Genomic DNA, 22,222 nt, shown 5'->3' with positions numbered 1-22,222 from the left:
TATTTATTCACAATAGAAGAAGTACCACCAAATTTGACGAAGAACCCTAAATCATTTCTAGTGGGGGCTAGATCACTGTGTCTTTCAGCCATTTTCCGAAAAAACGGTCATAGACAATATAACCATCTGGTGTATTATATATTAGTTCTTTATTTAGTAAGGACTTCAGTGCTACGTTAACGCTGCTGGGCGTTTTTAGATGATGCCTTTTGATGAAATCATTGGCATTTATACTTTTTATACAGCCTTCTGTGGCAATAGCTTTCAATAGATCCACTTGATTGTTGGTTAGTAGTGTTAGGTTACTTTGGTATATGGTTTCCTGTTCATCTAAAATGTCATTTATACAGCTATCTACCAGTCGGTTATTAATAGGGTTGATTTTCTTCTCATACAATCGGTTGAGTATGCTTTGAATGTACCAGGTGTGTCCGTTTTCAAGTTGGTATAAGTAGGAGAATGTTTCTAACGGTAGCTCTCTTTTTTCTTTGGCAAAGAATGAGTGTGCGAACGAATAATAATGCTCCAACGGAATCTCCTTTAACACAATAATTTGGGTACTTTGATAAAAAGGTCGTTTTGCAGAACTAAACATTTCTTCCATTACATGTTTTTTACTTCCTGAAAATATAAAGTGTACATTTGGCATGAATTGGATATGAGAACGGAGCAATGCTTCTACACCTTTTTCCGGATATTCTGTAATCTGTTGGAACTCATCAATGGCAAGGTAACAATGTTTTTTTGAAGCTGCCATATAGTCGAGCACTTCTTTTAGTGTCTGTTCGGCATGAGCAGGGACAAAGTCCAGAGTTACGGTAGGCATACCGCTTCTTTCGTCAGTACTGATTATGGGGCGGCAAGATTTAAAGAAAGCGGTCATTTGCCGGAGTATATTTTGGGACAGGGTATCCAATTCTCCGAGAACATTTTGAGCAAGCAATTGTATGAATGCCTTTAAGTCGCGTGTGGGATAGATATCCATGTAGAAATAGGCGGTATTCGGATTCTTTTCCTGTTTCATCCGGTAGAATACATTTTTGATGAGTCCCGTCTTTCCCATACGCCGAGGGGATATTAATGTCAGATTCCGCCCGTTTTGTAAAGCTGAAATCATTTTATCAGTTTCTTTTTCCCGGTCACAAAAGTATTCCGGACTGTTATAGCCGTACACAAGGAATGGATTATATGGTTTCATATCTTATTATATCTTTTATGTTACATATTTCATGTAATACAAAGAACGTAATAATTGGGGAATATTCAAAGACTTTTTTTATTTATGTATATATAAATAGTGCGCTGATGAAAGAACAATCATTTTCTTTCATCAGCGCACTATTATTTGTCGGAGCAGGATTATTTCTTATCCTTTTTCTCTTCAGCTTTCGTTGCAGGCTTTTCCTCCGTTTTACTGTCCGGATTAATAATACCTTTCACCGTTTCACCGATGGGCAACTTATCCAGTACACCAAGACTTGGAGCTACCGTTTTCACTAGTGTATTCAGGAAATTGCTTGTGCCGCCGTTTCCTCCGTCGAATACAGTGATATTTCCTAAGTTCATGTGTTCGAATGCCTTTACCTGTTCTCCGGCGATTTCTTTCCATTGGTCTACCATCTTGTATTGGATAGCGATAGCCGGGTTCGATTCGGCTGCTCTTACCATTGCTTCGAAACCTTCCGCTTCAGCAAGTAATGAACGTTTCTTACCTTCCGCTTCTGCTTCCAGTTTCATTTGGATAGCTTTTGCTTCCGCTTCCGCTTGTGCCAAAGTAGCTTTTGCGCGTGCTTCTGCCTCACGAGTAATCTTTTCGGCAATGGCATTAGCCTGTAGAATAGCTTCCTGTCTGGCAATTTCCGCAGGAACAATCTTTTCGGCTTTCAATGAAGATTCTACTTTACGTGCTTTGGCTTCTTCTACCTCCTTCTGGGCAATTTCACGTGCAGTTTGTACGGCAGCTTCCGATCTGGCAGCAGCTTCACCGGCTTGCTTGTCGGCATTAGCTTGCGTCACGGCCAGTTCTGAATTTGATAGAGCCACCTCTTTCTGTGCATCATTTCGTCCGATAGCAGCTTTCTTGGCAGCTTCCGCCTGCTTGATTTCCATATCCGAGTTAAGTTCGGCAACACGGCTTTCCTTTTCGGTATTCGCCTGTTCGATACGGATATTCTTTTCAGCTTCAGCTTTTGCTACTTGTGATTCTTTTTCCGCATTGGCGATGGCTACTTGAGAAATTCTGTCCTTATCTGCATTGGCAACCGAGATTTCCTGTTGTTTCTTCGTTTCTGCGATGGCGATATCTTGATCTTTACGCGTTTCTGCAACTTTGGTTTCGCGTTCCTTAATTTGATTGGCAATTTTGATGGCACCCAGCTTTTCCTGTTCTTCGATATTAGCTTGTGCTTCGTTCAGAGCTTTACTTTCAGCTTCCTTACCTAAGTTGACAATGTAGTTGGCAGCATCACGAATGTCACTGATATTGATGTTCATCAGGTACAAACCAAACTTGCGAAGTTCGGTATCGATGTTATCTTTTACTTTAGCCAGAAACTTATCGCGGTCTGAATTTAATTCTTCGATAGTCATATCGGCGATCACCATACGCATCTGACCATATACGACATCGGTAATTAAATTCTGTTTGTCGTCCATCGTCAAACCCAGCATACGTTCAGCAGCATTTTGCATTACTTCGGGATCAGTGCTGATAGCTACAGTAATGGTAGTCGGCACATCCACACGGATATTCTGAGCAGACAGTGCACCCGTCAGTTTGCATTCAATCTGCATGGGTTTCATGGAAAGGAATTCGTATCCCTGGATAATCGGCCATACGAAAGCTGCACCACCGTGATATAGCTTCGCCGACTTCTTATCTCCTCCTGTTTTACCATATACAACGAGGACTTCATCACTCTTACATTTGCGGTAACGAGAAAGGATACCAATAAAAGTGAGTAGGATGACTGCCACTAATATAGCAGCCATAATCAACATTTCTTGTGTCATAAAATTGTGTATTTGAATAGTTATTGAATGAATAGCGTTCCGTCTTTGTAACTGGTGATGATTGTTCTGTCACCTGTCTGATATGCTTTTCCGGATTCGGAGATGACGTCTACTTCGCGCATGGCTCCATCCCGGGTGGTCTGTACTGTATATTTGTTGTCACTTTGCTTGAAGTATATAGTACATTCTCGTCCCACAAGTTGATCTGTCTGTTCAGAATGATTCACTTGTTGCAGTTGATAAGCTTTCTTATAGAGAAACCACACAGCGAGAACAAAGAAAAGACCCACTAGAATACCGATGACATAACTTTGAATTTCAGTGTTTCCCGCTAAATACATGTACCAGCCGAATCCGATTCCAAAATGAGTTAGTCCTTTAAAAGAAACTACGCTACTGATGTCAGCATCCACGTCTACATCTGCATCTATGTCTCCGAAAAAGATGGATAGAACGAATTGGATTACAAATATTCCTGTTGTCACAAGGGCAATAATAAGGAAAATGGTACTACTCATAATTGTGAGGTATTAGTGAATCATGATTATTTTGTTCTCCAAATATACAGGTTTATGCGAATTATACAAAGATAAATGAGATAAAATGACTACTTTTGCGCGCGAAAACCCTAAAAGAGAGGAATTAGCGTGCAAAGGTATTTTATTTATTTGGCTTACGACGGAACCAACTATCACGGTTGGCAGATTCAACCGAATGGGATTAGTGTGCAGGAATGTCTGATGAAAGCATTGTCTACCTTTCTGCGTCGCGAAATTGAAGTAATAGGAGCAGGCCGGACGGATGCGGGAGTGCATGCCTCTCTGATGGTTGCTCATTTTGATTCCGATGAACTGTTGGATACTACTTCTGTTACTGATAAATTAAATCGTCTGCTGCCTCCCGATATTTCCATTTATCGTGTTTGCCAGGTTCGTCCGGATGCCCACGCCCGTTTTGATGCGACTGCGCGAACTTATAAATATTATGTGACGACATCGAAATATCCTTTTAACAGGCAATATCGCTGGCGGCTTTATAACCAGTTGAATTATGAACGCATGAACGAAGCAGCGCGTATCCTTTTCGAGTACAACGATTTTACGAGTTTCAGTAAACTTCATACGGATGTAAAGACCAATATTTGTCATATCACTCATGCAGAATGGACGCAGGAAGAAGATGCTACCTGGGTATTTACCATTCGTGCCGACCGTTTCTTGCGGAATATGGTGCGAGCCATTGTAGGCACGCTCATTGAAGTGGGACGCGGGAAACTGACTGTTGAAGGTTTCCGGCGGATTATAGAACAGCAGGACCGTTGTAAAGCCGGGACATCTGCTCCGGGGCAAGCTCTGTTTCTGGTCAACGTGGAATACCCGGAAAGTATATTTGAATGTGATGACCAGCAATCATCCATAACCGGCGAACCGTCTGTCGATGATAACTTATAATTGGTAATTAGTAAATAATAAATATTCTCATGTGGTTATTATTAGCATTCCTCTCGGCTACTTTGCTGGGCTTTTATGATGTATTCAAGAAGAAATCGTTGAAAGATAATGCAGTACTTCCTGTTTTGTTTCTAAATACATTCTTTTCCAGTCTCATCTTTCTACCGTTTATCCTGATATCCGTTTATCAACCGGACTTGTTGGGAGGAACAATCTTCAATGTTCCCGTTGCTGGTTGGGAACAGCATAAATATATTATCATCAAGTCGTTCATCGTATTGTCTTCGTGGATATTCGGATATTTCGGAATGAAACATTTACCCATAACCATTGTGGGACCTATCAATGCCACCCGTCCGGTGATGGTGCTCGTGGGAGCTATGCTGGTATTTGGTGAACGATTGAATCTCTATCAATGGATTGGTGTGATGCTGGCCATTGCCTCTTTCTTTATGTTGAGCCGTTCGGGAAAGAAAGAAGGAATTGATTTTAAGCATAACAAATGGATCTTTTTTATTGTACTGGCTGCCATTACAGGTGCTATCAGTGGTTTGTATGATAAATATCTGATGAAGTCTCTGAATCCGATGCTGGTGCAATCCTGGTATAATGTTTATCAGGTGTTTATCATGTGTCCTATCCTGTTGTTGCTTTGGTGGCCTAAAAGAAAGTCCACTACTCCGTTCCGCTGGGATTGGACGATTATCCTGATTTCCATTTTCCTTTCTGCTGCCGATTTTGTTTACTTTTACGCATTAAGTTACGACGATTCGATGATTTCTATCGTTTCGATGGTCCGTCGGGGAAGTGTGGTTGTTTCTTTTACTTTCGGTGCGCTTTTCTTCCGTGAAAAGAATTTAAAAAGCAAAGCGATTGACCTTATACTGGTGTTAATCGGAATGATATTCTTATATTTGGGGTCTAAAAGTTAAAAAAGGGTCTTTTTGCTCGCTCTATCCCTCATATAGCTTATTATTTCTCTTTTTGTTGTGTTAAAAAGGCAGATGTTACGGAGTTTTTTTCCTAAAGATTTCTATCTTTGTTTTACGAATGATTTACGAAAAAATAAAAAAGGTATGGCAACTGTATCATGGGTAGTATTTAAGCATCATAAAAAATCGGACGGTACATATAATCCCAAAATTCGAATATCACATAACCGAACATCATCGTATATATCAACCCCTATATATACGGATATGGTTAGGTTTAAGAAAAAATCGGCTTCAGGTACTATTACTTTAGAAAAAATAAAAGAAGAGCTTGATGATATAGTGAAGGAGTATCGCCATATTATAAATGAGAATCAAGAGGTTGTTCAGGAATGCGAGACGTCTAAGGATATTGTTTTAATGATTGAAAGACGGAAGAAGCGTAAGGATATAGATTTCATAGAATTTGCTAGACAGCATATCCAGATGACTCCCAATACGGGAACTAGAACAGTTAAGACTACCGGAATAAATGCGCTTTGTCATTTTCTTAAATATAAAAATGGTAATGATAAACTCTCAATAAAAGATTTAACATCTAAATTATTAAGAGAATACGAAGGATGGTTGCGAAAAGAAAGATTAATCACTGTCAGACAAAACAGGACAGCAAAACAAGAGTATAGGACAATTAGAAAACCGGCTTTAAATGATACCGGTGTGCATTCTTATATGGGTGTGATCCAGTCTGTATTTAATGCGGCCTTACTACATTTTAATGACTACGAAAAGGGAGATATTATAATAACTAATGACCCGTTTAAAGTATATACTATCCCGCCAGTCCTGGAAGCTAAGAAAAGGGCTGTAGATGTTGATATAATCAGGAAAATCTATAATTATTCTCCAATAAATAAACGAAAAAGAACTACTACTTTTACCCGTGATATTTATATTTTGTCTTTCCTGTTGGCAGGGATGAATGCGATTGATATGCTTGATTGTCAAATGGTGAACGGTCGAATAGAGTATGAACGCCAAAAGACAAAAGATCGGAGAAAGGATAAGGCTTTTATATCTGTATGCATTCACCCTTTGGCACTCCCCATCATTGAAAAATATCGTGATCCATCTGGAAAGTGTCTATTTGATTTCTATAAAAGATATAGTAATATACGTAATCTGACGAAAGGAATACATCGGGGTATGAGGTCTTTGTGTGAGGAGATTGGGATAGATTATGTTCAATTCTATTCTGCTCGCCATTCTTTCGCCACTATTGCCCGTAATGAATGCGATATAAGTAAAGATGATATATCGCTATGTTTGAACCATTCAGCTGGTAAGACAATAACAGACACTTATATTAAACGAGATTTTTCAAGAATAGACAAAGTGATAAATAAAGTGGCTGACTATGTATTGGGGTGATAAAAAAGCCCGCTTTTAAGACGGGCTAATTGTTGTTATTACATATTCTTTTTTACTAGATCAATATATCCAGGGAAATCTCCGGGATTATTATATAGCTTTTTGGGATCATTTGTCATCTGAATTACTTCCCAGCTTGGCGATATATATATAAGATATTCGTCCAAAATAACAGCTCCTAATTTATTCTTTCCTCTAAATTTATAATTGTATAAATATGCTGCATCCTCATAAACCTTATCTCCCATTGCATTTTGAATAGAATCTATTCCAGCAAGTATTATGCTATCTTTGTTTATTGAGGAAGAATAATCTAATCCATATTCGGATGCTCCTTTATTGTTCTCAATGCTTTTTTTGAAGTATTCTTTTCGATAGTTTATATTATCAATATACTTTATAGTATCAATGGCTTCCGCAGAAACAAACTCATAGCTGGACCAATCATTCATTTCTGTTTTTAGTTTGGCTTCTACTGCTTCTCTTACTTTTTTCTCGTTTTGATTACCCGATCCCCCACATGAACAAAGTGCAGTGATTGCACATACTAATAAAATGATCTTTTTCATAAGCTAGTTTTTTAATTATCCGATTTTGTTTGATTGTGTGAATTTAAATACTCTACTGCCTTTTGGTACTTTTCATTAAATTCATTCATCTTTTTATTATATCTCACTGTGTCTTTAAATAATTCAAAGTCTTCTTTAATATGTGCTTTCTCTGTTTCTGCATTTTCTATAATACTCTATGTTCTGTTGTTCAACGACAGAGCGCCATAAGAATATAGGGACCAGTAAAAACAATGAGAGTAAAATGTATAATATACCTGCTTTTATTAGTGATTTTCGCTCGGAAGGATTACAAGGTACTTTTATTCTTATATCCTGTTTTACATGTCCGTTCAGCCTGCGACCATCTTTATATCTTTTATCTGGTACAAATTGTGCAACTAAAACAGATTTCTTCATGAATACTGTTTTTTGAAAAAACTTCATGATACCAAATATTAATATAATAATAGAAGGTACTACTAAAATAGCAAAAAATAAAGAAACAATATAGAGTGCTATTTTAATACCAGCGTTATATCTAAATAAAGATACTTTAAACCCTTCTGCTTCTGCTCTTAATCTTAATTCTTCAGGGGAGATAACCTCATTGGTTGATTCATCGAAAAATTGGTTATGTGTATTTTTACCGATACCTCTTATTGGGGTACTATGTGCATTCCCATAAATAGAGTTACTTATCACTTTCCCTCCATCTCGTCCCACTTGATTCACAGCAGACTGTATAAACCCTTTTGCTAAATCTTCAGTAAAATTTCCCATTAAATTTATTGCTATTTTTTATGTTGCCAACAGTAGATGCTTCCTTTTTCTGCATTACGTTTACATTGGTCTCCATCTTTAGTTATTGCCTGACATCTTTGGTTGTCGTCTTCATCACTACATGCTTGCAAAAATGTTGGTAATAAAAAGATTGAAATTAATAGCAGTGCCTTTTTCATAATCTTGTGTTTTAATTAATTTAATATTCGATTGTTATTCTTATTTTATCTTCTTCTAGGTCTAACTGATTCTATAACATTGAAAATCTGTTTTACATCGCACAAATCAATAACTCGATCAGGGTACATATCATTTAATGAATGAATAGTAATAGTGTGATTTTCCACATCATGATCTATAATGCGCTTAACTATTATTCCATCGGTGTGCACTATAACGAAATCCCATTTGCGAAGATGTAATTTGGAAGTTGCCCAAAGGTATGGAGCGATTTCACGACAGTAAAGTCTATCGCCTTCTAGATAGCTTTCTTCGGTTCCATTATTCATACTATCTCCTTTGACCTCAAAGGCTATATAATTTCCATGTCCTTCTTTATCTACTATAAATGGTATTTTAGGTAACTGCTCCATGTAAGATGTGTCTGTGTATCCATCTAAATAACCCGCATAAGCGAATTGATTAACTAACGGGATATAAACCACGTCTTGTTGGATGGGCGTAGCTTCATTATATTGGGGTGTATTATTGGTAGTTTTGAGCATTTCGCCTTCTCCTGTAAGTAGCCAAGTAGGATTTACGTCAGGAATTTTAGACAGTATTTTATCTAAAACACTTTTTCCGATTCCTCTTTTTCCACTAACCCATCCACTTGTAGTAGATGTTTTCTCATTCATGAAATTAGCAAATTCCATGTTATTATCATGGAAAAAGTATTTTCTTACTTCTTTAATCCTTTCAAATACTTCCATATCACAGGTTGAAGATTCGCATTATTGTTAATAAATCTTTTATTTGCGAATTAAATTCGCATAAAATTTGCATGATTCGCAAAAGTGCGTATCTTTGCAACATCAAACAACATCCAACACCACAAAGGTGCAAAGTTTGAGCGAGAAAAACAAATTTTTTACATAACTAAAAATAGGTAACAAAAAAGATTATGAAAGCAATTATAGACTACAAAAAAGAAAATAGTGAATTGACAGGTTCAATCATGATAAATGAATATGCAGGTAAAACTACTTATATAGCAGTTACAGCATCAGCTAGCAAAACCTACAAGACATTGAAAGGTGCTGAAAAGTTTATGAACGAATATAATTACAAGAAAATATAATACAGGCAGGGCGAAAGCCCTGTGTAATTCAAAATATTATGAACGCATTTACATTTTTGACAGAAAACGGCAAATTCAATAACAGTGAGATCATGAAACATGCTCACATTTTGAAGGCGTATCGTCGTATCTCTTTGAGTGAGGCTTTGAAAAAGGCTTGGTTCTTGGCAAAGAGACAGCAGAGAGAATACAGAGAAGTTGAAGAGGATAAGAAGTCTTTCAAACCTGTGTTTAATGCTAACAATGGAAATGTATTGAAGGCGTTCTTTGCCGGAAATCATGCTGATTATGTAAATCGTGATAGTTCTTGGATATAAAATATAACCCGTAAAAAGGTAGTCTGATAATCCGATATAAAGCACCTACGACAATCAGCGCTGTGAGTAAGGGAAACCAGTCGGACGGGGAATAAAAGCCCGTATCAACGTAGAGAATATTTGCTACGGGCACATTGATTAGTTCTTTGACAAGTCTGTGAAGCGTAAATACAGCTAAAAATATAACCTGTATTTATGAACGTGCAACGAAGCACTAAAAATAGGAGACACCGTTTTACGGTGGGCATGCTACGATTGGGTAGAAAGCTTTATGAATATTATATAGTCCGAAAAATCGTCTTTATCAGTAAGAAAACGGGGTTAGGCGTCCGTACGCTATTTACATATAAGCTCATAGTTATGCGTGATGCAAGTAATCGAATTACTCTATGAGCACAATAAAATGATTGCTATGGAAGAAATTTGGAAAGATATTGAAGGTTCTAATGGAAGATATAAGATATCTAACATTGGTAGAGTTATGTCTAAAGGTGTAGACGCTAGAGGTCATAATAGAAAAGAAAAAATACTGAAGCCTAAAAATGATGGATGGGGTTACTTGCATGTCGGTATTAGAATGAATGGAAAAACAGTTAACAGAAAAATTCATGTCTTGGTTGCTGATGCTTTTATTGGCAAGAGATTAAAAGGTATGCAAATAGATCATATAAATGGCAACAAAAAAGATAATTGCGTCAATAATTTAAGAATAGTAACTCGTTATGAAAATTATAAAAATGAAGTAACATATAAAAGACATCCTTGTAAAGAAAGAGGTGTAATAAAAATGGACTTATCTGGAAATGTACTCTGTGAATATAGTAGTATAAATGAAGCGGCAAGGTTAAATAATAGTTCGACTGGAAACATTTGGGCAACTTGCAATGGAATGTATAAAACTTATCATGGTTTTAAATGGGCGTTTAAATAGCAGGTTAGGCGAGCTATAACGCTATCTAAGTGATTCAATATATAGCCCGTCAGTTCCCGATTACTGGTACAACTGTCTAAAAGGTTGGCGGGCGCTAATTTTTAATTCAATATTTATATGAAAGATAGCAATGATGTTATTATCATACATATAAAAATAATCATTTTTATATTGGGTTTTATAGCAGGTATATTATTAGGCAAATAATATTTTAATGGTTTTTTCTATGTGGGTGTACAGTCTGCGAAGATAATGCACCTTTTATTTACCCTATATAGTGCCTATATAGGGTAGTTTTTCGGAAATTTAATAAGGGTGGTTAGCTTATCGGTTAGAGCTTCGTGTTGCGCAACCAATTATCACGATTGAGAGAGGTTCAACTCCTCTACCATCCACTAATAATAATTAAATAATTAATCTTATGGCAAAAGAAGGAATTTGGATGCAGTTTTTAAAAGGACTAGCTATTAATGAAGTTGTAGAGTTACCTAATAGCTCGTATGACAGTTTAATGAACGTGACTAGATACAGAGCTAGAAGAAGATATGGTATCGTGGTTGAAAGAATAGGAGACATTGACTATTTAAAAGGCACTTTTAAAATTAAAAGAATTGCATAATGGAAATTATACCCCAAGACTATCAGACGTATGTGGAGAACTGCAAAGCTTCTTCAAACATCGTATTGACGGAAAAGGAATTTCAAGTAGCCGATATCTCCCATAGGGGATTTTTAGATAAAGAAGTTGCGGATATTTTAAGAAAATCCGTGCAAACGGTTAGTTTTCAATTAAAAACAATCAAGCGAAGACTGGGGATAGATAAAAACGTAGAACTAACTTGGTATATGCACTTTGTTGCTCTTAGGAGAAATTTCGATATAAATGAGATACGAAAGCATGGTGTTGCGGTATTTTTCTCTATATACCTCTTCGTTTTAGCTATTACTCCTGATTTTCAAATGGAAATGAGAAGGTTGATAATACGTTCCGGTGCTCGAACATCAACACGAACGATTAGCCCTGAAAGAGACAGTGATTTGATGTTCGCTGCCTAATATTAACTATAAAAATATATTCTATGAAAACAATTCATAAAATACAGAATGTAATTGCGGTCATTGCTTTAGGAATGTCTATGCATTTAGCAACGCAATTGGAAATAACTACCAAAGAGACTATATCAGCCGCTATAATGGTAGTTCTCACTATAGTAATGTTACTAGAAAGAAGCTCTAAGGAAATTCATCAAAAAGAATAGGAGGGTATATGGATGATCCCATTATTAGCCAAGCTATACAAATAGGCATTAAATTTGGCATTGAAGCATATAAGAATGAAAGAAATGCAAATCTCAAAAATAAAAAAATTCTTATATGTAAATCCGATGCGGAAGACCGTTTCGGAAGCGGAGTTCTTAGAAATTTAGAGAAAAGGAAACTTATATATCCTTATCAATTTGGTATTGAGGAAGTAGTGGATGAAGAAGGAGAACCAATCAAAAAAGCAAAAGGATATATTTATTATAAACTATCCGATCTAATAGAGGCGATAGAAAAAGGCAATATTCTAAAATGCCTTCAAAAGCATAAATAACCATTCATTTATTAATTAACCCAATGCCGACACCCCAGGATGTCGTAGAGTGCAAGCCTCTGTATTTGAGTTATACATGTTCTATATCCTAGTGTCCGTTGGTTCGGTATCTAGGAACTAAATTTTGATGCAATAAACTTTTCGGGAAGCGTCGGTTCGTGAGGATAGGCGCTTTATTTATTAACTAAAATAAAAATCATAAATGAAAGAAGAAAGGACATTGAGTTTTGGCAAATATAAAGGCCAAGAAATAAAATATATCATACTTACCCACATAGGGTATATTATGTGGTGTTTTGAAAACATCGGTTGGTTTAAACTTACCGATGAAGAGCAAGCATTATATGATGCAGTGGCTATAATGATTAAGAAAGAGGGTTTGCCAATGACCTTTCCTGTTGAACTTATGTATAAGCATATAAAGAGCAGAGAAGCATTTGAACTATTAGAAACTCCATTTATTAGCTTCGATGGATATACATCATTCAGAGAATCAGAAAAGGATAATCCAATCTGTAAAAGTGTAGAGAAGTATATTACTTCAAATACACATCGAAGTATTACATCTGGAGGCTTTTCGACAGGTGACTTAGGCGGCTTGATTCATTCTATGGATAAAGACATTGAAGCAGCCCGTATGAGCGGATGGGCTGAAGAATATATATTTGGCGGTTGGGGTAGCATGAATGATTATAAAGATTAGTAATACTAAAATGGGTACAGGACGTTGCTTGCTGTATAGAAAACTGTGACCTATTCAAGCAATTTACCTTAGGCGAAGGGTAGAGTATATTTTGATTAACCACTTTAATAATATAAGATATGAAAGAAGAAAAAGAATTAGCTCTTAGAGATCAAGAGTCTGTGTTTGAAATTCAAACTGCAGATTTAAGTAAAAGCGAACTTCCTTCCTTGGATGATGCAAAAGAACTCCCGATAGATTTATGCGGGAATTATTGGTCTCCAGAACATGCGGGAGAGTTTAAAAAGATCTTTTTTGTAGAAATTAAACCACAAAAGGTATTAAGTGCTACAAATTCGGATGAATTAATAGATTTAGACTGTGCATTTTTCTTAGAAAGGAAGGCGGACGGAACGGTTCAAACAGTAACTAATGGCTCCCGAAGATTAGTTGGTATTTTAGAACAATACATTGCGAATGGTGCAATTAAAAGTGGAACTCCATTGAAGATTACCTATATGGGCAAGAGAAAGAATAAGACGAATAATTTTCAGTCTGATAATTGGTCTGTAAAACCGTTGCTTATTAATTTGCCAGCTGCTGGATAATGGAAGCGTTTGACTTGAGTGAATTTGCAGAAGGGGAAGAGCTAAACCCTTCTGCCTATAATCCGGAAGATTATCCCACTAAAGAAGAGATGCTAGACTTTATTTCCTTAAACTCTCATAAACCAGCAATTAATATTGATTTAAAAGAATTAAGCGTTAACGGAGTGGTGAAACGTGATCCAATGGAAATGTATTTGAAAAGCAGGCATATATCTTCTTCTAACCTCAAAAATGCTCTCAAGACTCCTCGTTCATTTTACTATGACTATGAAAGGGTATTTGAGGAAAAAGAAAAGCCATGCTTCCAATTGGGGACATTTGCTCACATGGCATTTTTGGAGCCACGTTTATTTGAGCTTGTCAAAGTAGAACCTAAATGTAGCCAATCTTCCAAAGAAGGTGTAATAGGAATTATTAAGTTCTATAATGAGTTATTATCAAATGATAAGGGCTATGTTCCAGATGTCGAAGAAGAAATACCCTCTGAAAGATGGAACTTTAGCGATCTTAAAGATTACCGTGATTATAAAAAACAGAAATGTTTGGATCTGGGTTACTCCTTTATCAGTGAGGATATGAGTATGATAATAAAAGCTCTTGAGAGAAACTATTATTGGTATGGTGGTGGTATTATCCCCCAATTATTGAAAGGGGCTTATTCAGAGGTGTCTTTTTATGGCAAAGATGAAGAAACAGGGCTAGATGTTAGAGTTAGGCCGGATTATTTCAATGTAGAGGAAAATATTGGTGTAAATGCCGTAATTTCCTTCAAGACCACACGAGCCGATGATCTCGGTAAGTTCTACTATGATTGTGCAAAACTCAAATACGAGCTTTCTGAAGGAATGTATCAAGAAGTAATGAGCGGCATTACAGGACGAAACTTTAATGTAACAATAATGATAATGTTACAGACGGTTGAGCCTTTTGATGTTGCCGTTTTATTCTGGTCTCCTGATGATCTTGCAAATGGCAAATATAAATATCATTATGCTCTTTCCATCGTAAAGGAGTGCTTTGAAAAGAAGTGGTTTCCTGGCTATGATGCTAAGGCGGAAGAAGGTGCCCGTGGTATTATTGATATGCAGCTTCCGGAATGGAGCCAGAAAATGCTTCATCCGGTTGCTATTGACAATGTTGAATGATTAATAAAATAAAAAACAATGATTGATTTAAAAGACTACTCTCCGGAAGAGATTCAATTCAAACTTCCAACAACTGTAAAATTCCCAGAAGTTATATTTCCCGATTGCGTATCCATTGATGATATAAAAAAGAAGCTGGCGGAGAACTTTATTACTATTCAGGAAAAAGATGTAATAGCCAATCGGGTAATGGATAATTATGAAATATCAACGATTCGTGCTAATTACGGTGAAATTGCGGAAGAACAGATGCCGGAATTAGAAGCGCAATTAGAGGCATTAAAATCTAAATTCAATAATGAAAAGAAAGAGTTTGAAGCGAAAATTTCAGCTTTACATACCCAGTTTAAGGATCTTGTAAATCTTGCTAAAAAAGGGGTTAGGGATTACCCACTAAAAATGATTGATACCTTCCGTATTCCTGTTATGGGATATTATTTGTATTACTCGTGGGTGAATGAAGCTTTCCGTTTGGCATTGGTTCAGGAAATTCCGAAACACGAATATAATGATTTGTTTAATTCTGGAGAAAAAAATCAGGAAGCATTTAAGGAATTAGGCTATGATCTTCCGAATGTTGATTTCAAAGATACACGAAAAAATGTTCGTCAGTTTGGTGAAGGTGAGAATATTGTTGAGGTATGGGAAGAAGATGGATATGACGTTTGGTTGGAGCAATGGATAGAGGATTTGATTGATGAATTAACTGGTGAATCTACGCCTATTCAACGACATGAATTGCATCGTTCTCCAATAGAAGAAAGTCCATGGAGAAAGGAGGGAAATAATGACGAGACTAGCACACAAGAAGGGGAGGCCATCGAAGTATCGAAAGAGCCTGAAGAATAACCCGTATTGGGAGGAAGTGAAACGAAAGGTTCGTATTCGTGACGGGCATCGTTGTCAAGTGTGCGGCAAAACCTACAATTTAGAGATTCATCATAAAGTCTATGAAGTTGCTGGATATTCTATTGTTGGTCACGAATTAGAGTTCTTGTATTGTCTTGAAACTCTTTGCGAAGATTGTCACGCAATAAAGCATGGTAAGTAAATTATCCCGGAGACCGTTAGTTCGGTATCCGGGAACCAATAATTAAAACAACTCTTATGAAACAGATTAGTAACAAGCAATCCCAGCGTAATAGGGAGATTATTAAAATAAAACAAAACCTTCCTTCTTATTGTGCAATATGTGGAAGACCTGCTGTAGATGCAGCCCATTTAGTTCCTAAGAGCATGTATCCTGAACATTATACTAATCCTCGTAATATAGTTGGATTATGTAGGGAATGTCATAATAAATATGACAACGATTTAGCCTTTAGACGTAAACAAAAGCGGCTTATAGAACGTGTGAAGTCCTTTGATGAATGTGCAGCAAATAGATATTTCCGTTTATGAATAGTTATCAATTAATCTCCAAACTTCGAAAGATTAGGAATGACACTTATCTCACAGCAATAGATCAGGCTTTGTATTATGAATTAATAGCTATTTGTAATGAAAAAGGCTGGAAAGACGTGTTTGAAGCTCGTAGTTCCGTATTATGTACCTCGTTGAATATATGGGATAAAACATTGAGAAAATCACGCAAAATACTTGCAGATGCAGGTTTAATATCTTTTGAATCATGTAGAGATAAGAGGGTAGGATGCTATTATTCTTTTCAGACAAACCTAAGTAATGACATGAAATCATCGGTAATATCATCGGTAAATGGTACTGATGAAAATACTGATGATAAAAATACTACTCCGGTAATATCATCGGTAAATGGTACTGATGAAATTGGAATTTCACCTATTATAGATATTAAAACTATAAACAAAGAAGAGAGTCTCGTGCGTGCGCACGAGAACACCCCACCCGAAAAGCCTAAAAAGTCAAAGAAGAAAGAAGGGGATGAAAAGCCATTAGTTTATCCATTCTCTTCGATTGCATTTATGTCGGCATGGGAAAAACTTCGGCAAACTCCGAAATGGAAGAAGAAACTCAATTACGCTTTGCAGCTTTCACTGGATAAACTTTCAAAATTCGAAGAAGAGTTTGCCATCCGACAGATTGAAAGAGCAATTGAATCTAATTGGACCGGGGTTGTATTTACGGGAACTGAACGAGATTATCAAGAATGGTTAAATTTGAAGCATGGAAACAATCGGAAATCAGATCAATCCTCAGAGTGTGCCGTTAAAGTTCGGACGGTCAAGTTATGATGCAGTTGCTTTCAGGAATTCTTCAGCTCTTTTCCGTAGGTGCTGTTTATTGGCATGTCCTGAATTCACTGTTGATGAAAGAAATCGTGAGTTTATGAACGAGCTTTTTTTATATCTCATCAAGGGATCAGAAAAACTAGATAGCAACAAAGGTTTATTACTGTATGGCCCTGTTGGAACTGGTAAATCCACGATATTAAAAATTATCCAATTGTACGACAGGTATAGCAACGGTAAGGACGAAACCGGATATTACTTATCTGGTGGATTCCCTATTGAATCTGCTACGTTCATTTCCAATCAATACACCAGAAAGGGAGTTGATGGTATTTCTAAATACGATGGGTTAAACGGCATTGCCCTAGGTATTGACGAAGTAGGAAAAGAACCAAGGGTAAAATACTTTGGTTCTGAAATGGATATAATACAGTATATTATCCAATCCAGATATGACAATCGTAGGATATGCAAAACGTTTATAACTACCAATATGCAGCCGGAAGAGTTTGAACCTAAATATGGGGAATATATCGCAGACCGAATCAATGAATTGTTTAACGTAATAGAAATTAAAGGGAAAAGCAGACGATGAAAACTTTAAAATACCTATTTGCAGCCGTATCTATCATAGCGATATATGCGGCTTTTTATTTTGTTATCTACTGGATAGCTGATTGTTTACGAACTTTTATATGATACAATGAAAAATGTAGAATTGTATAATGACCATTTCCAGAACTACAAAGTTTATGGAATCCCCAAAGCGCAGTTAATTATTGCCGATGTCCCTTACAATCTAGGAAATAATGCGTATGCCTCTAATCCCTCATGGTATGTGGATGGTGATAATAAGAATGGAGAAAGCGATAAGGCGGGTAAAGAATTCTTTGATACCGATAAAGATTTCCGCCCGGCAGAATTTATGCATTTCTGTTCCCAGATGCTTGTAAAAGAGCCAAAGGATAAAGGTAAAGCACCTTGCATGATAATCTTTTGTGAGTTTGAAGATCAATTTCGATACATCGAACTTGGTAAAAGATATGGGTTAAATAATTATATCAATCTTGTATTCCGGAAAGATTTCTCCGCACAGGTCTTAAAGGCAAACATGAAAGTAGTAGGAAACTGTGAGTACGGTTTACTTCTTTATCGTGAAAAACTTCCAAAGTTCAACAATGACGGTCGGATGATATTCAACTGCTTTGATTGGGTAAGAGATAATGAAACGCCCAAAGTGCATCCAACACAAAAGCCGGTTCCACTTCTTCGTAGGTTAATTGAAATATTCACCGATAAAGGCGATGTGGTAATTGATCCATGTGCCGGCAGTGGTTCAACTTTATTAGCTGCCGCCCAGTTGGGACGCAAAGCATACGGATTCGAGATTAAAAAAAAATTCTTTGCTGATGCGAATAAATTCGTATTGCCACAAGTACAGCAAACACTATTTCAATAATTAACCCTTGCAAGTTCTTGAAGAATTATCAAGGATTTACGTAAAACAAATAAAAAAGTATTCAATTATTAGGAATACAACATAGAAGAAAATGAAAGCAACAAAGATTTATTATCAAAAATGTTTCAATCTTGGCAATTACCAGAATGAAGTAGTTGGTATTGAGTTGGAAGTCGGTGACGGTGAGAAAGCCGTCGATGTACTTGAAAAGGCAAAGCAGTTTGTAGACAGTAAAGACTTCCTAGCTGCTGGTATTCAGGAGTATGAAAACAGCTTGCGTATAGTGAATAGTCCTGATGAATATACAGGTAGGCAAGTAAAGGATGCGCAGGCGTTTTTGGATAAATATGATACAAAAGATGATTTACCATTTTAATCATAACTAAGAAGAAAGGAATAGTAATATGGATTCAGAAAAACAAGGAATTTTTCTTCTAGCACTCAAAAAGAGCAAGAAGCGTGAAGGTATTACCTACTGTATAGGTGTGTTTAGGTTAGGAACTCCAAACATCGAATTTATTCTAGGCGAAACAGACAATGACCGGGAATATAGGGTAGGCGAAGAAGTCGCTTATATTTATAATGCAGATTATGTTGGTAGTATGCAAGCAGCTTTAGATTGGTTAAATAATAGAAAGTAATAGAAGAAAGATATGTGATTCATTAAAAAAAATCAAGAGATAACATGAATAAGATAAAAATCGAAATTACTCCTGATGGCTGGGAGAGTACCGTAATCATTGACGGTAAAGAGTATAAAGAGAAGCATGTTGCAACAGCATTTGGCTCTGAAAGTATCGAAGGTAATTTTGAAAGTGAAGACGGTATACCAGAAGAAGTATACGACGCATTAAATTCATCTTTCCCCTTCGAATGTATGCAGGCATTATATTCAATCGAATAATATTCAATACAAGATAGAAATGAGTGAAATGAAAATCATATTAGATGCCTGTTGCGGCAGCCGAATGTTTTGGTTTGACAAAGAGAATCCAAATGTTCTCTTCCAAGATATTCGGGATGCTGAATATACACTGTGTGACGGCCGTAAGTTGAAAGTTCACCCTGATGTCGTGGCAGACTTTACAGCAATGCCATACGCAAACGATTCTTTTAAACTTGTAGTATTCGACCCACCTCATTTGGATAATGCAAATGAGGATGCATATATGGCTCAAAAATATGGAACCCTCCGTCGGTTTAAATGGCAAGATGATATAAAAAACGGCTTCAATGAGTGCATGAGAGTTCTTGAACCAAATGGAATATTGATTTTCAAATGGAATGAAACCCGTGTGCCGGTAAGTCGGATATTGGAGATAATCAATGAGCGGCCGTTGTTTGGGCACAAGTCTGGAAAAGCCTCTAAAACTCATTGGATGTGCTTTATGAAATTACCAATTGACTAAAAAAACCAAATCAAGAAAGGAGTTAAAGTATGACACAATTAACAGCATTGGAATTAGCGGGTAATTACCCTGACAATACGCTTATTGCTTCAAGAGAAGCACCAAACGGAAAGTTCGCTGTTTTCTGCTATATGATGAGAGACGGAGAAATTCACAAGCTCATGCTTAGTTCTCAGCCTGTTTTCGATTCAGCAGAAGAAGCTGAAAACTATATGCACGAGGTAGCCAAAGAAGTTAAGCAACAATATTCGTAACTATTTAAATATGAGCGAAATAAAGTTTAGATATAAATTTGATTCAAACGCCTATGTTGTGGATGAAGCATATTTTCTTAAAATAGAACGAATGGCAAAAATGAATGGTGAGAAAATAGAAAAACTTGCCGAAAAGAAATTCAGGAACTATCTCAATGATGGTATGAATCCTATCAAACTGGAATTTAGAATAAGAGGTGTTGAGGAGTTTGTAGGGCATAGCGTTATAACTGAATTGAATTATGGGGAAAGGGGGTATCCGATGTCTGTTCCAGAAAGGATAAAGTATGCAATCGTTGATGATATTGCAGGCTATGTGGAAGAGAAATTTAAGTATTACAAAGATGATTGTCAAATACTTTTTGACAAGATGTATAGAAAGTATGAAGAAGGAATTAAAAAGAAAATTCGATTTTGGAAATATCTTTTTGCCATTACCTTTTTCATGTTGCTAATCGAATGTATTTGTAGAATAGTTCAATAAAATATAGAAAGGAGCATAATGAAAATATATAACGGCTATTGTGGAATTGGGGGTAATCGTAAAGACTGGGGAAGTAATCACCAGGTCACAGCGGTAGAACTCGATCCGAGAATTGCAGAGATATACAAAGATTTATATCCGGATGATGAAGTTATAATCGGGGATGCTCACCAATATCTTTTAGATCATTATAATGAATTTGATTTCATTTGGTGTTCTCCTCCATGCCCATCGCATTCGATTACAAACTATTTCCTAAACGCAAAAGGGATTATTCGATACCCGGATATGGCATTGTATCAGGAAATCATACTACTTGAGCACTTTTTCAAAGGTGAGTACGTGGTTGAAAATGTGAAAAGCTACTATCATCCGCTAATAAAACCACAGGTTTCAGGTAGACACTATTTCTGGTCTAACTTTCGGATTCCGCACCTGGAAAGCAGGATTAAAATAAGTCGGATGTGTGGAGATAAGGACGCATTAGGAGTTACACAAGGTCAAATTAGGAAAAAAGAAATGGAGAAGCTTGGTTTTGACCTAGATAAATACCAATACCCTGGGAAAGAAAAGCTACTTCGAAATTGCGTTGACCCGTTAATAGGCCGTGCAATACTAGATAGAGCAATAGAGAGTCACAATTTAAAATCTGCCAAACAGCAGGTCTTGTTTGGCGTATAACAAATCAAATATGAATGAAATAGAATTTTTAAATAAGAAACTTACTACGGAAGAACTTGATAAGTTTTTATATGAAATTATGGGGTATCATGCAGTACCGTATGAGTTTATTACGAGGTACTATAAGGTTACAATTTTGGATGAAGAATGTAATGGTGTACCTTATGAAGATCTGATAGGCATAAAAGATATTAGCATTGTAAAAAATGCGCTTTTATTCAAAGAGAAAATAGATGAACGACGCGGAGAAGGACGAGGTAGATATGATGTTCAAATGAGTATTAAGCAAGCATTAGGAATTGATTAATAACAACTTATAAAAATGAAAATTTATGTAATCACACTCGCACAGTTTTTCCCGGTAGGACATAGTCAATCAGGAAACGAGACGAATTTCAAATATGAGTTTCTTTTGGGGCAACATTGCCCTGATTGTGAAGTGGAACAGGATTTATCGGAGGAAGAAATTTCCCGATGCAACAGTTGTATAAGAGCCTGTTTACGTCCGAAACTTCACACCATACGAGCCAATTACCCAATGTGGGAGAAGCGCATTAAAGAGGTTCAAGCCGGGCTAGCTGTTCTTTCCGTCCGGCAGTGGACTGGAAAGCCTTACCGTAGCCCACAGATTGAAATTGTAAAGCTGACATCGGATAATGGCATAGGGATACAGAAATTAGCGTTTTGCGGGGCGTTGTCACATTTCAAAATTGAAAATGGTATAAACATACCACTAACAGAGGAACTTGCCAATAATGACGGACTATCGTTTAAAAATTGGATTGAATGGTTTAATGGCTATGATTTGAATCAACCTATGGTAATTATTCATTTTACAAAATTCAGATATTGATATGGGTACACAAAGATAATAGAAATGAATAAAGAAGAAATAATTGAACAATGTCTGTCAATGATAGACAGTTTTGATGGAAGTGATAGCGATTATCTTGATTTGCTTCATGAACTGATAGATGAATGCAAGATAAGG

At 36.5% G+C, this 22,222-nt stretch carries 34 protein-coding genes and 1 tRNA gene; 28 read left to right on the top strand and 7 right to left on the bottom strand.

Annotation, left to right across the window (positions count from 1 at the left end; all coding sequences use genetic code 11):
* Positions 1–67: 67 nt before the first annotated feature.
* The 3 genes from DXB58_RS25895 to DXB58_RS25885 all read right to left on the bottom strand — a co-directional run bounded on the left by DXB58_RS25895 (position 68) and on the right by DXB58_RS25885 (position 3,530).
* On the bottom strand, positions 68–1,198 hold the full coding sequence (locus tag DXB58_RS25895) for an ATP-binding protein (protein WP_122138724.1): 1,131 nt from the start codon (positions 1,196–1,198) through the stop codon (positions 68–70).
* Positions 1,199–1,359: 161 nt separating this feature from the next.
* Complete coding sequence (locus DXB58_RS25890; RefSeq protein ID WP_122138723.1) at positions 1,360–3,012, bottom strand: flotillin family protein; 1,653 nt, start codon at positions 3,010–3,012, stop codon at positions 1,360–1,362.
* A 20-nt stretch (positions 3,013–3,032) separates the two neighbouring features.
* Positions 3,033–3,530 (bottom strand): hypothetical protein, encoded by a 498-nt coding sequence (locus DXB58_RS25885; protein ID WP_122138722.1) that lies wholly within the window; start codon positions 3,528–3,530, stop codon positions 3,033–3,035.
* 129 nt (positions 3,531–3,659) lie between these two features.
* Here DXB58_RS25885 and truA point away from each other — a divergent pair, with 129 nt between their 5' ends.
* The 3 genes from truA (at position 3,660) to DXB58_RS25870 (ending at position 6,826) form a co-directional block, all read left to right on the top strand.
* Positions 3,660–4,463, top strand: a complete 804-nt coding sequence (gene truA, locus DXB58_RS25880) for a tRNA pseudouridine(38-40) synthase TruA (RefSeq protein ID WP_122138721.1) — start codon at positions 3,660–3,662, stop codon at positions 4,461–4,463.
* A gap of 29 nt (positions 4,464–4,492) precedes the next feature.
* On the top strand, positions 4,493–5,395 hold the full coding sequence (locus tag DXB58_RS25875) for a DMT family transporter (protein ID WP_004301754.1): 903 nt from the start codon (positions 4,493–4,495) through the stop codon (positions 5,393–5,395).
* 144 nt (positions 5,396–5,539) lie between these two features.
* Complete coding sequence (locus DXB58_RS25870; protein ID WP_158571589.1) at positions 5,540–6,826, top strand: phage integrase SAM-like domain-containing protein; 1,287 nt, start codon at positions 5,540–5,542, stop codon at positions 6,824–6,826.
* 38 nt (positions 6,827–6,864) lie between these two features.
* Here DXB58_RS25870 and DXB58_RS25865 read toward each other — a convergent pair whose 3' ends face one another.
* The 4 genes from DXB58_RS25865 to DXB58_RS25855 all read right to left on the bottom strand — a co-directional run bounded on the left by DXB58_RS25865 (position 6,865) and on the right by DXB58_RS25855 (position 9,089).
* A complete protein-coding gene (locus tag DXB58_RS25865; protein ID WP_122138719.1) occupies positions 6,865–7,395 on the bottom strand; it encodes a hypothetical protein in 531 nt (176 codons plus the stop codon).
* Positions 7,396–7,530: 135 nt separating this feature from the next.
* Positions 7,531–8,157 (bottom strand): hypothetical protein, encoded by a 627-nt coding sequence (locus DXB58_RS25860; RefSeq protein ID WP_122138718.1) that lies wholly within the window; start codon positions 8,155–8,157, stop codon positions 7,531–7,533.
* 11 nt (positions 8,158–8,168) lie between these two features.
* Positions 8,169–8,336: a hypothetical protein gene (locus tag DXB58_RS27800; RefSeq protein ID WP_158571588.1), complete on the bottom strand. Its 168-nt coding sequence runs from the start codon at positions 8,334–8,336 to the stop codon at positions 8,169–8,171.
* A 45-nt stretch (positions 8,337–8,381) separates the two neighbouring features.
* A complete protein-coding gene (locus DXB58_RS25855; RefSeq protein ID WP_122138717.1) occupies positions 8,382–9,089 on the bottom strand; it encodes a S24 family peptidase in 708 nt (235 codons plus the stop codon).
* Positions 9,090–9,280: 191 nt separating this feature from the next.
* Between DXB58_RS25855 and DXB58_RS28020 the strand changes: the two genes are divergently transcribed.
* The 25 genes from DXB58_RS28020 to DXB58_RS25735 all read left to right on the top strand — a co-directional run bounded on the left by DXB58_RS28020 (position 9,281) and on the right by DXB58_RS25735 (position 22,084).
* Entirely contained in the window at positions 9,281–9,457 is a 177-nt protein-coding gene (locus DXB58_RS28020; protein ID WP_199488019.1) for a hypothetical protein, read from the top strand.
* Between the two features lie 38 nt (positions 9,458–9,495).
* Positions 9,496–9,774, top strand: coding sequence for a hypothetical protein (locus DXB58_RS25850; protein WP_122138716.1), 279 nt, complete (start codon positions 9,496–9,498; stop codon positions 9,772–9,774).
* Between the two features lie 412 nt (positions 9,775–10,186).
* Positions 10,187–10,705 carry an HNH endonuclease gene (locus tag DXB58_RS25845; protein ID WP_158571587.1) on the top strand — a complete coding sequence of 173 codons (519 nt, stop codon included), beginning with the start codon at positions 10,187–10,189 and terminating at the stop codon, positions 10,703–10,705.
* Positions 10,706–11,018: 313 nt separating this feature from the next.
* Positions 11,019–11,100, top strand: a tRNA-OTHER gene (locus DXB58_RS27795).
* Positions 11,101–11,126: 26 nt separating this feature from the next.
* Positions 11,127–11,324 carry a hypothetical protein gene (locus tag DXB58_RS25840; RefSeq protein WP_122138714.1) on the top strand — a complete coding sequence of 66 codons (198 nt, stop codon included), beginning with the start codon at positions 11,127–11,129 and terminating at the stop codon, positions 11,322–11,324.
* Entirely contained in the window at positions 11,324–11,761 is a 438-nt protein-coding gene (locus DXB58_RS25835) for a LuxR C-terminal-related transcriptional regulator (RefSeq protein WP_122138713.1), read from the top strand. Before DXB58_RS25840 ends, DXB58_RS25835 begins: the two co-directional genes overlap by 1 nt.
* A 23-nt stretch (positions 11,762–11,784) precedes the next feature.
* Complete coding sequence (locus tag DXB58_RS25830; RefSeq protein ID WP_122138712.1) at positions 11,785–11,964, top strand: hypothetical protein; 180 nt, start codon at positions 11,785–11,787, stop codon at positions 11,962–11,964.
* 8 nt (positions 11,965–11,972) lie between these two features.
* Entirely contained in the window at positions 11,973–12,299 is a 327-nt protein-coding gene (locus tag DXB58_RS25825; protein ID WP_122138711.1) for a hypothetical protein, read from the top strand.
* 202 nt (positions 12,300–12,501) lie between these two features.
* Entirely contained in the window at positions 12,502–13,002 is a 501-nt protein-coding gene (locus DXB58_RS25820) for a hypothetical protein (RefSeq protein ID WP_122138710.1), read from the top strand.
* Between the two features lie 119 nt (positions 13,003–13,121).
* The gene (locus DXB58_RS25815; protein WP_122138709.1) at positions 13,122–13,589 is read left to right on the top strand and encodes a hypothetical protein; all 468 of its coding nucleotides are present in this window, start codon (positions 13,122–13,124) and stop codon (positions 13,587–13,589) included.
* Positions 13,589–14,734, top strand: a complete 1,146-nt coding sequence (locus DXB58_RS25810; RefSeq protein WP_122138708.1) for a PD-(D/E)XK nuclease-like domain-containing protein — start codon at positions 13,589–13,591, stop codon at positions 14,732–14,734. The genes DXB58_RS25815 and DXB58_RS25810 overlap by 1 nt, the downstream gene beginning before the upstream one ends.
* Before the next feature lie 18 nt (positions 14,735–14,752).
* Entirely contained in the window at positions 14,753–15,583 is an 831-nt protein-coding gene (locus DXB58_RS25805) for a hypothetical protein (protein WP_122138707.1), read from the top strand.
* 258 nt (positions 15,584–15,841) lie between these two features.
* The gene (locus DXB58_RS25795) at positions 15,842–16,135 is read left to right on the top strand and encodes an HNH endonuclease (RefSeq protein ID WP_122138705.1); all 294 of its coding nucleotides are present in this window, start codon (positions 15,842–15,844) and stop codon (positions 16,133–16,135) included.
* A complete protein-coding gene (locus DXB58_RS25790; RefSeq protein WP_122138704.1) occupies positions 16,132–16,947 on the top strand; it encodes a hypothetical protein in 816 nt (271 codons plus the stop codon). Before DXB58_RS25795 ends, DXB58_RS25790 begins: the two co-directional genes overlap by 4 nt.
* Positions 16,880–17,539, top strand: a complete 660-nt coding sequence (locus DXB58_RS25785; protein WP_233527370.1) for an ATP-binding protein — start codon at positions 16,880–16,882, stop codon at positions 17,537–17,539. The genes DXB58_RS25790 and DXB58_RS25785 overlap by 68 nt, the downstream gene beginning before the upstream one ends.
* A 108-nt stretch (positions 17,540–17,647) precedes the next feature.
* Positions 17,648–18,403 (top strand): site-specific DNA-methyltransferase, encoded by a 756-nt coding sequence (locus DXB58_RS25780; RefSeq protein WP_122138702.1) that lies wholly within the window; start codon positions 17,648–17,650, stop codon positions 18,401–18,403.
* Positions 18,404–18,494: 91 nt separating this feature from the next.
* Positions 18,495–18,779: a hypothetical protein gene (locus DXB58_RS25775; RefSeq protein WP_122138493.1), complete on the top strand. Its 285-nt coding sequence runs from the start codon at positions 18,495–18,497 to the stop codon at positions 18,777–18,779.
* A gap of 28 nt (positions 18,780–18,807) precedes the next feature.
* On the top strand, positions 18,808–19,044 hold the full coding sequence (locus DXB58_RS25770; RefSeq protein ID WP_122138701.1) for a hypothetical protein: 237 nt from the start codon (positions 18,808–18,810) through the stop codon (positions 19,042–19,044).
* 44 nt (positions 19,045–19,088) lie between these two features.
* Positions 19,089–19,307, top strand: coding sequence for a hypothetical protein (locus DXB58_RS25765; protein WP_122138700.1), 219 nt, complete (start codon positions 19,089–19,091; stop codon positions 19,305–19,307).
* Positions 19,308–19,326: 19 nt separating this feature from the next.
* Complete coding sequence (locus DXB58_RS25760; protein WP_122138699.1) at positions 19,327–19,812, top strand: class I SAM-dependent methyltransferase; 486 nt, start codon at positions 19,327–19,329, stop codon at positions 19,810–19,812.
* Between the two features lie 29 nt (positions 19,813–19,841).
* Positions 19,842–20,066, top strand: coding sequence for a hypothetical protein (locus DXB58_RS25755; RefSeq protein ID WP_122138698.1), 225 nt, complete (start codon positions 19,842–19,844; stop codon positions 20,064–20,066).
* A 10-nt stretch (positions 20,067–20,076) separates the two neighbouring features.
* The gene (locus DXB58_RS25750; protein WP_122138697.1) at positions 20,077–20,550 is read left to right on the top strand and encodes a hypothetical protein; all 474 of its coding nucleotides are present in this window, start codon (positions 20,077–20,079) and stop codon (positions 20,548–20,550) included.
* Positions 20,551–20,568: 18 nt separating this feature from the next.
* Positions 20,569–21,231 carry a class I SAM-dependent methyltransferase gene (locus DXB58_RS25745; protein WP_122138696.1) on the top strand — a complete coding sequence of 221 codons (663 nt, stop codon included), beginning with the start codon at positions 20,569–20,571 and terminating at the stop codon, positions 21,229–21,231.
* Between the two features lie 10 nt (positions 21,232–21,241).
* Positions 21,242–21,538, top strand: coding sequence for a hypothetical protein (locus tag DXB58_RS25740; RefSeq protein ID WP_122138695.1), 297 nt, complete (start codon positions 21,242–21,244; stop codon positions 21,536–21,538).
* A 15-nt stretch (positions 21,539–21,553) separates the two neighbouring features.
* Positions 21,554–22,084, top strand: coding sequence for a hypothetical protein (locus DXB58_RS25735; protein WP_122138694.1), 531 nt, complete (start codon positions 21,554–21,556; stop codon positions 22,082–22,084).
* The last annotated feature ends 138 nt before the right edge of the window (positions 22,085–22,222 follow it).

It is taken from the genome of Bacteroides sp. OM05-10AA, assembly GCF_003439055.1.
GTDB lineage: Bacteria > Bacteroidota > Bacteroidia > Bacteroidales > Bacteroidaceae > Bacteroides > Bacteroides intestinigallinarum.
The sequence above is the reverse complement of the archived record's forward strand: the minus strand, read 5'-3'. Positions and strand labels throughout refer to the sequence as shown.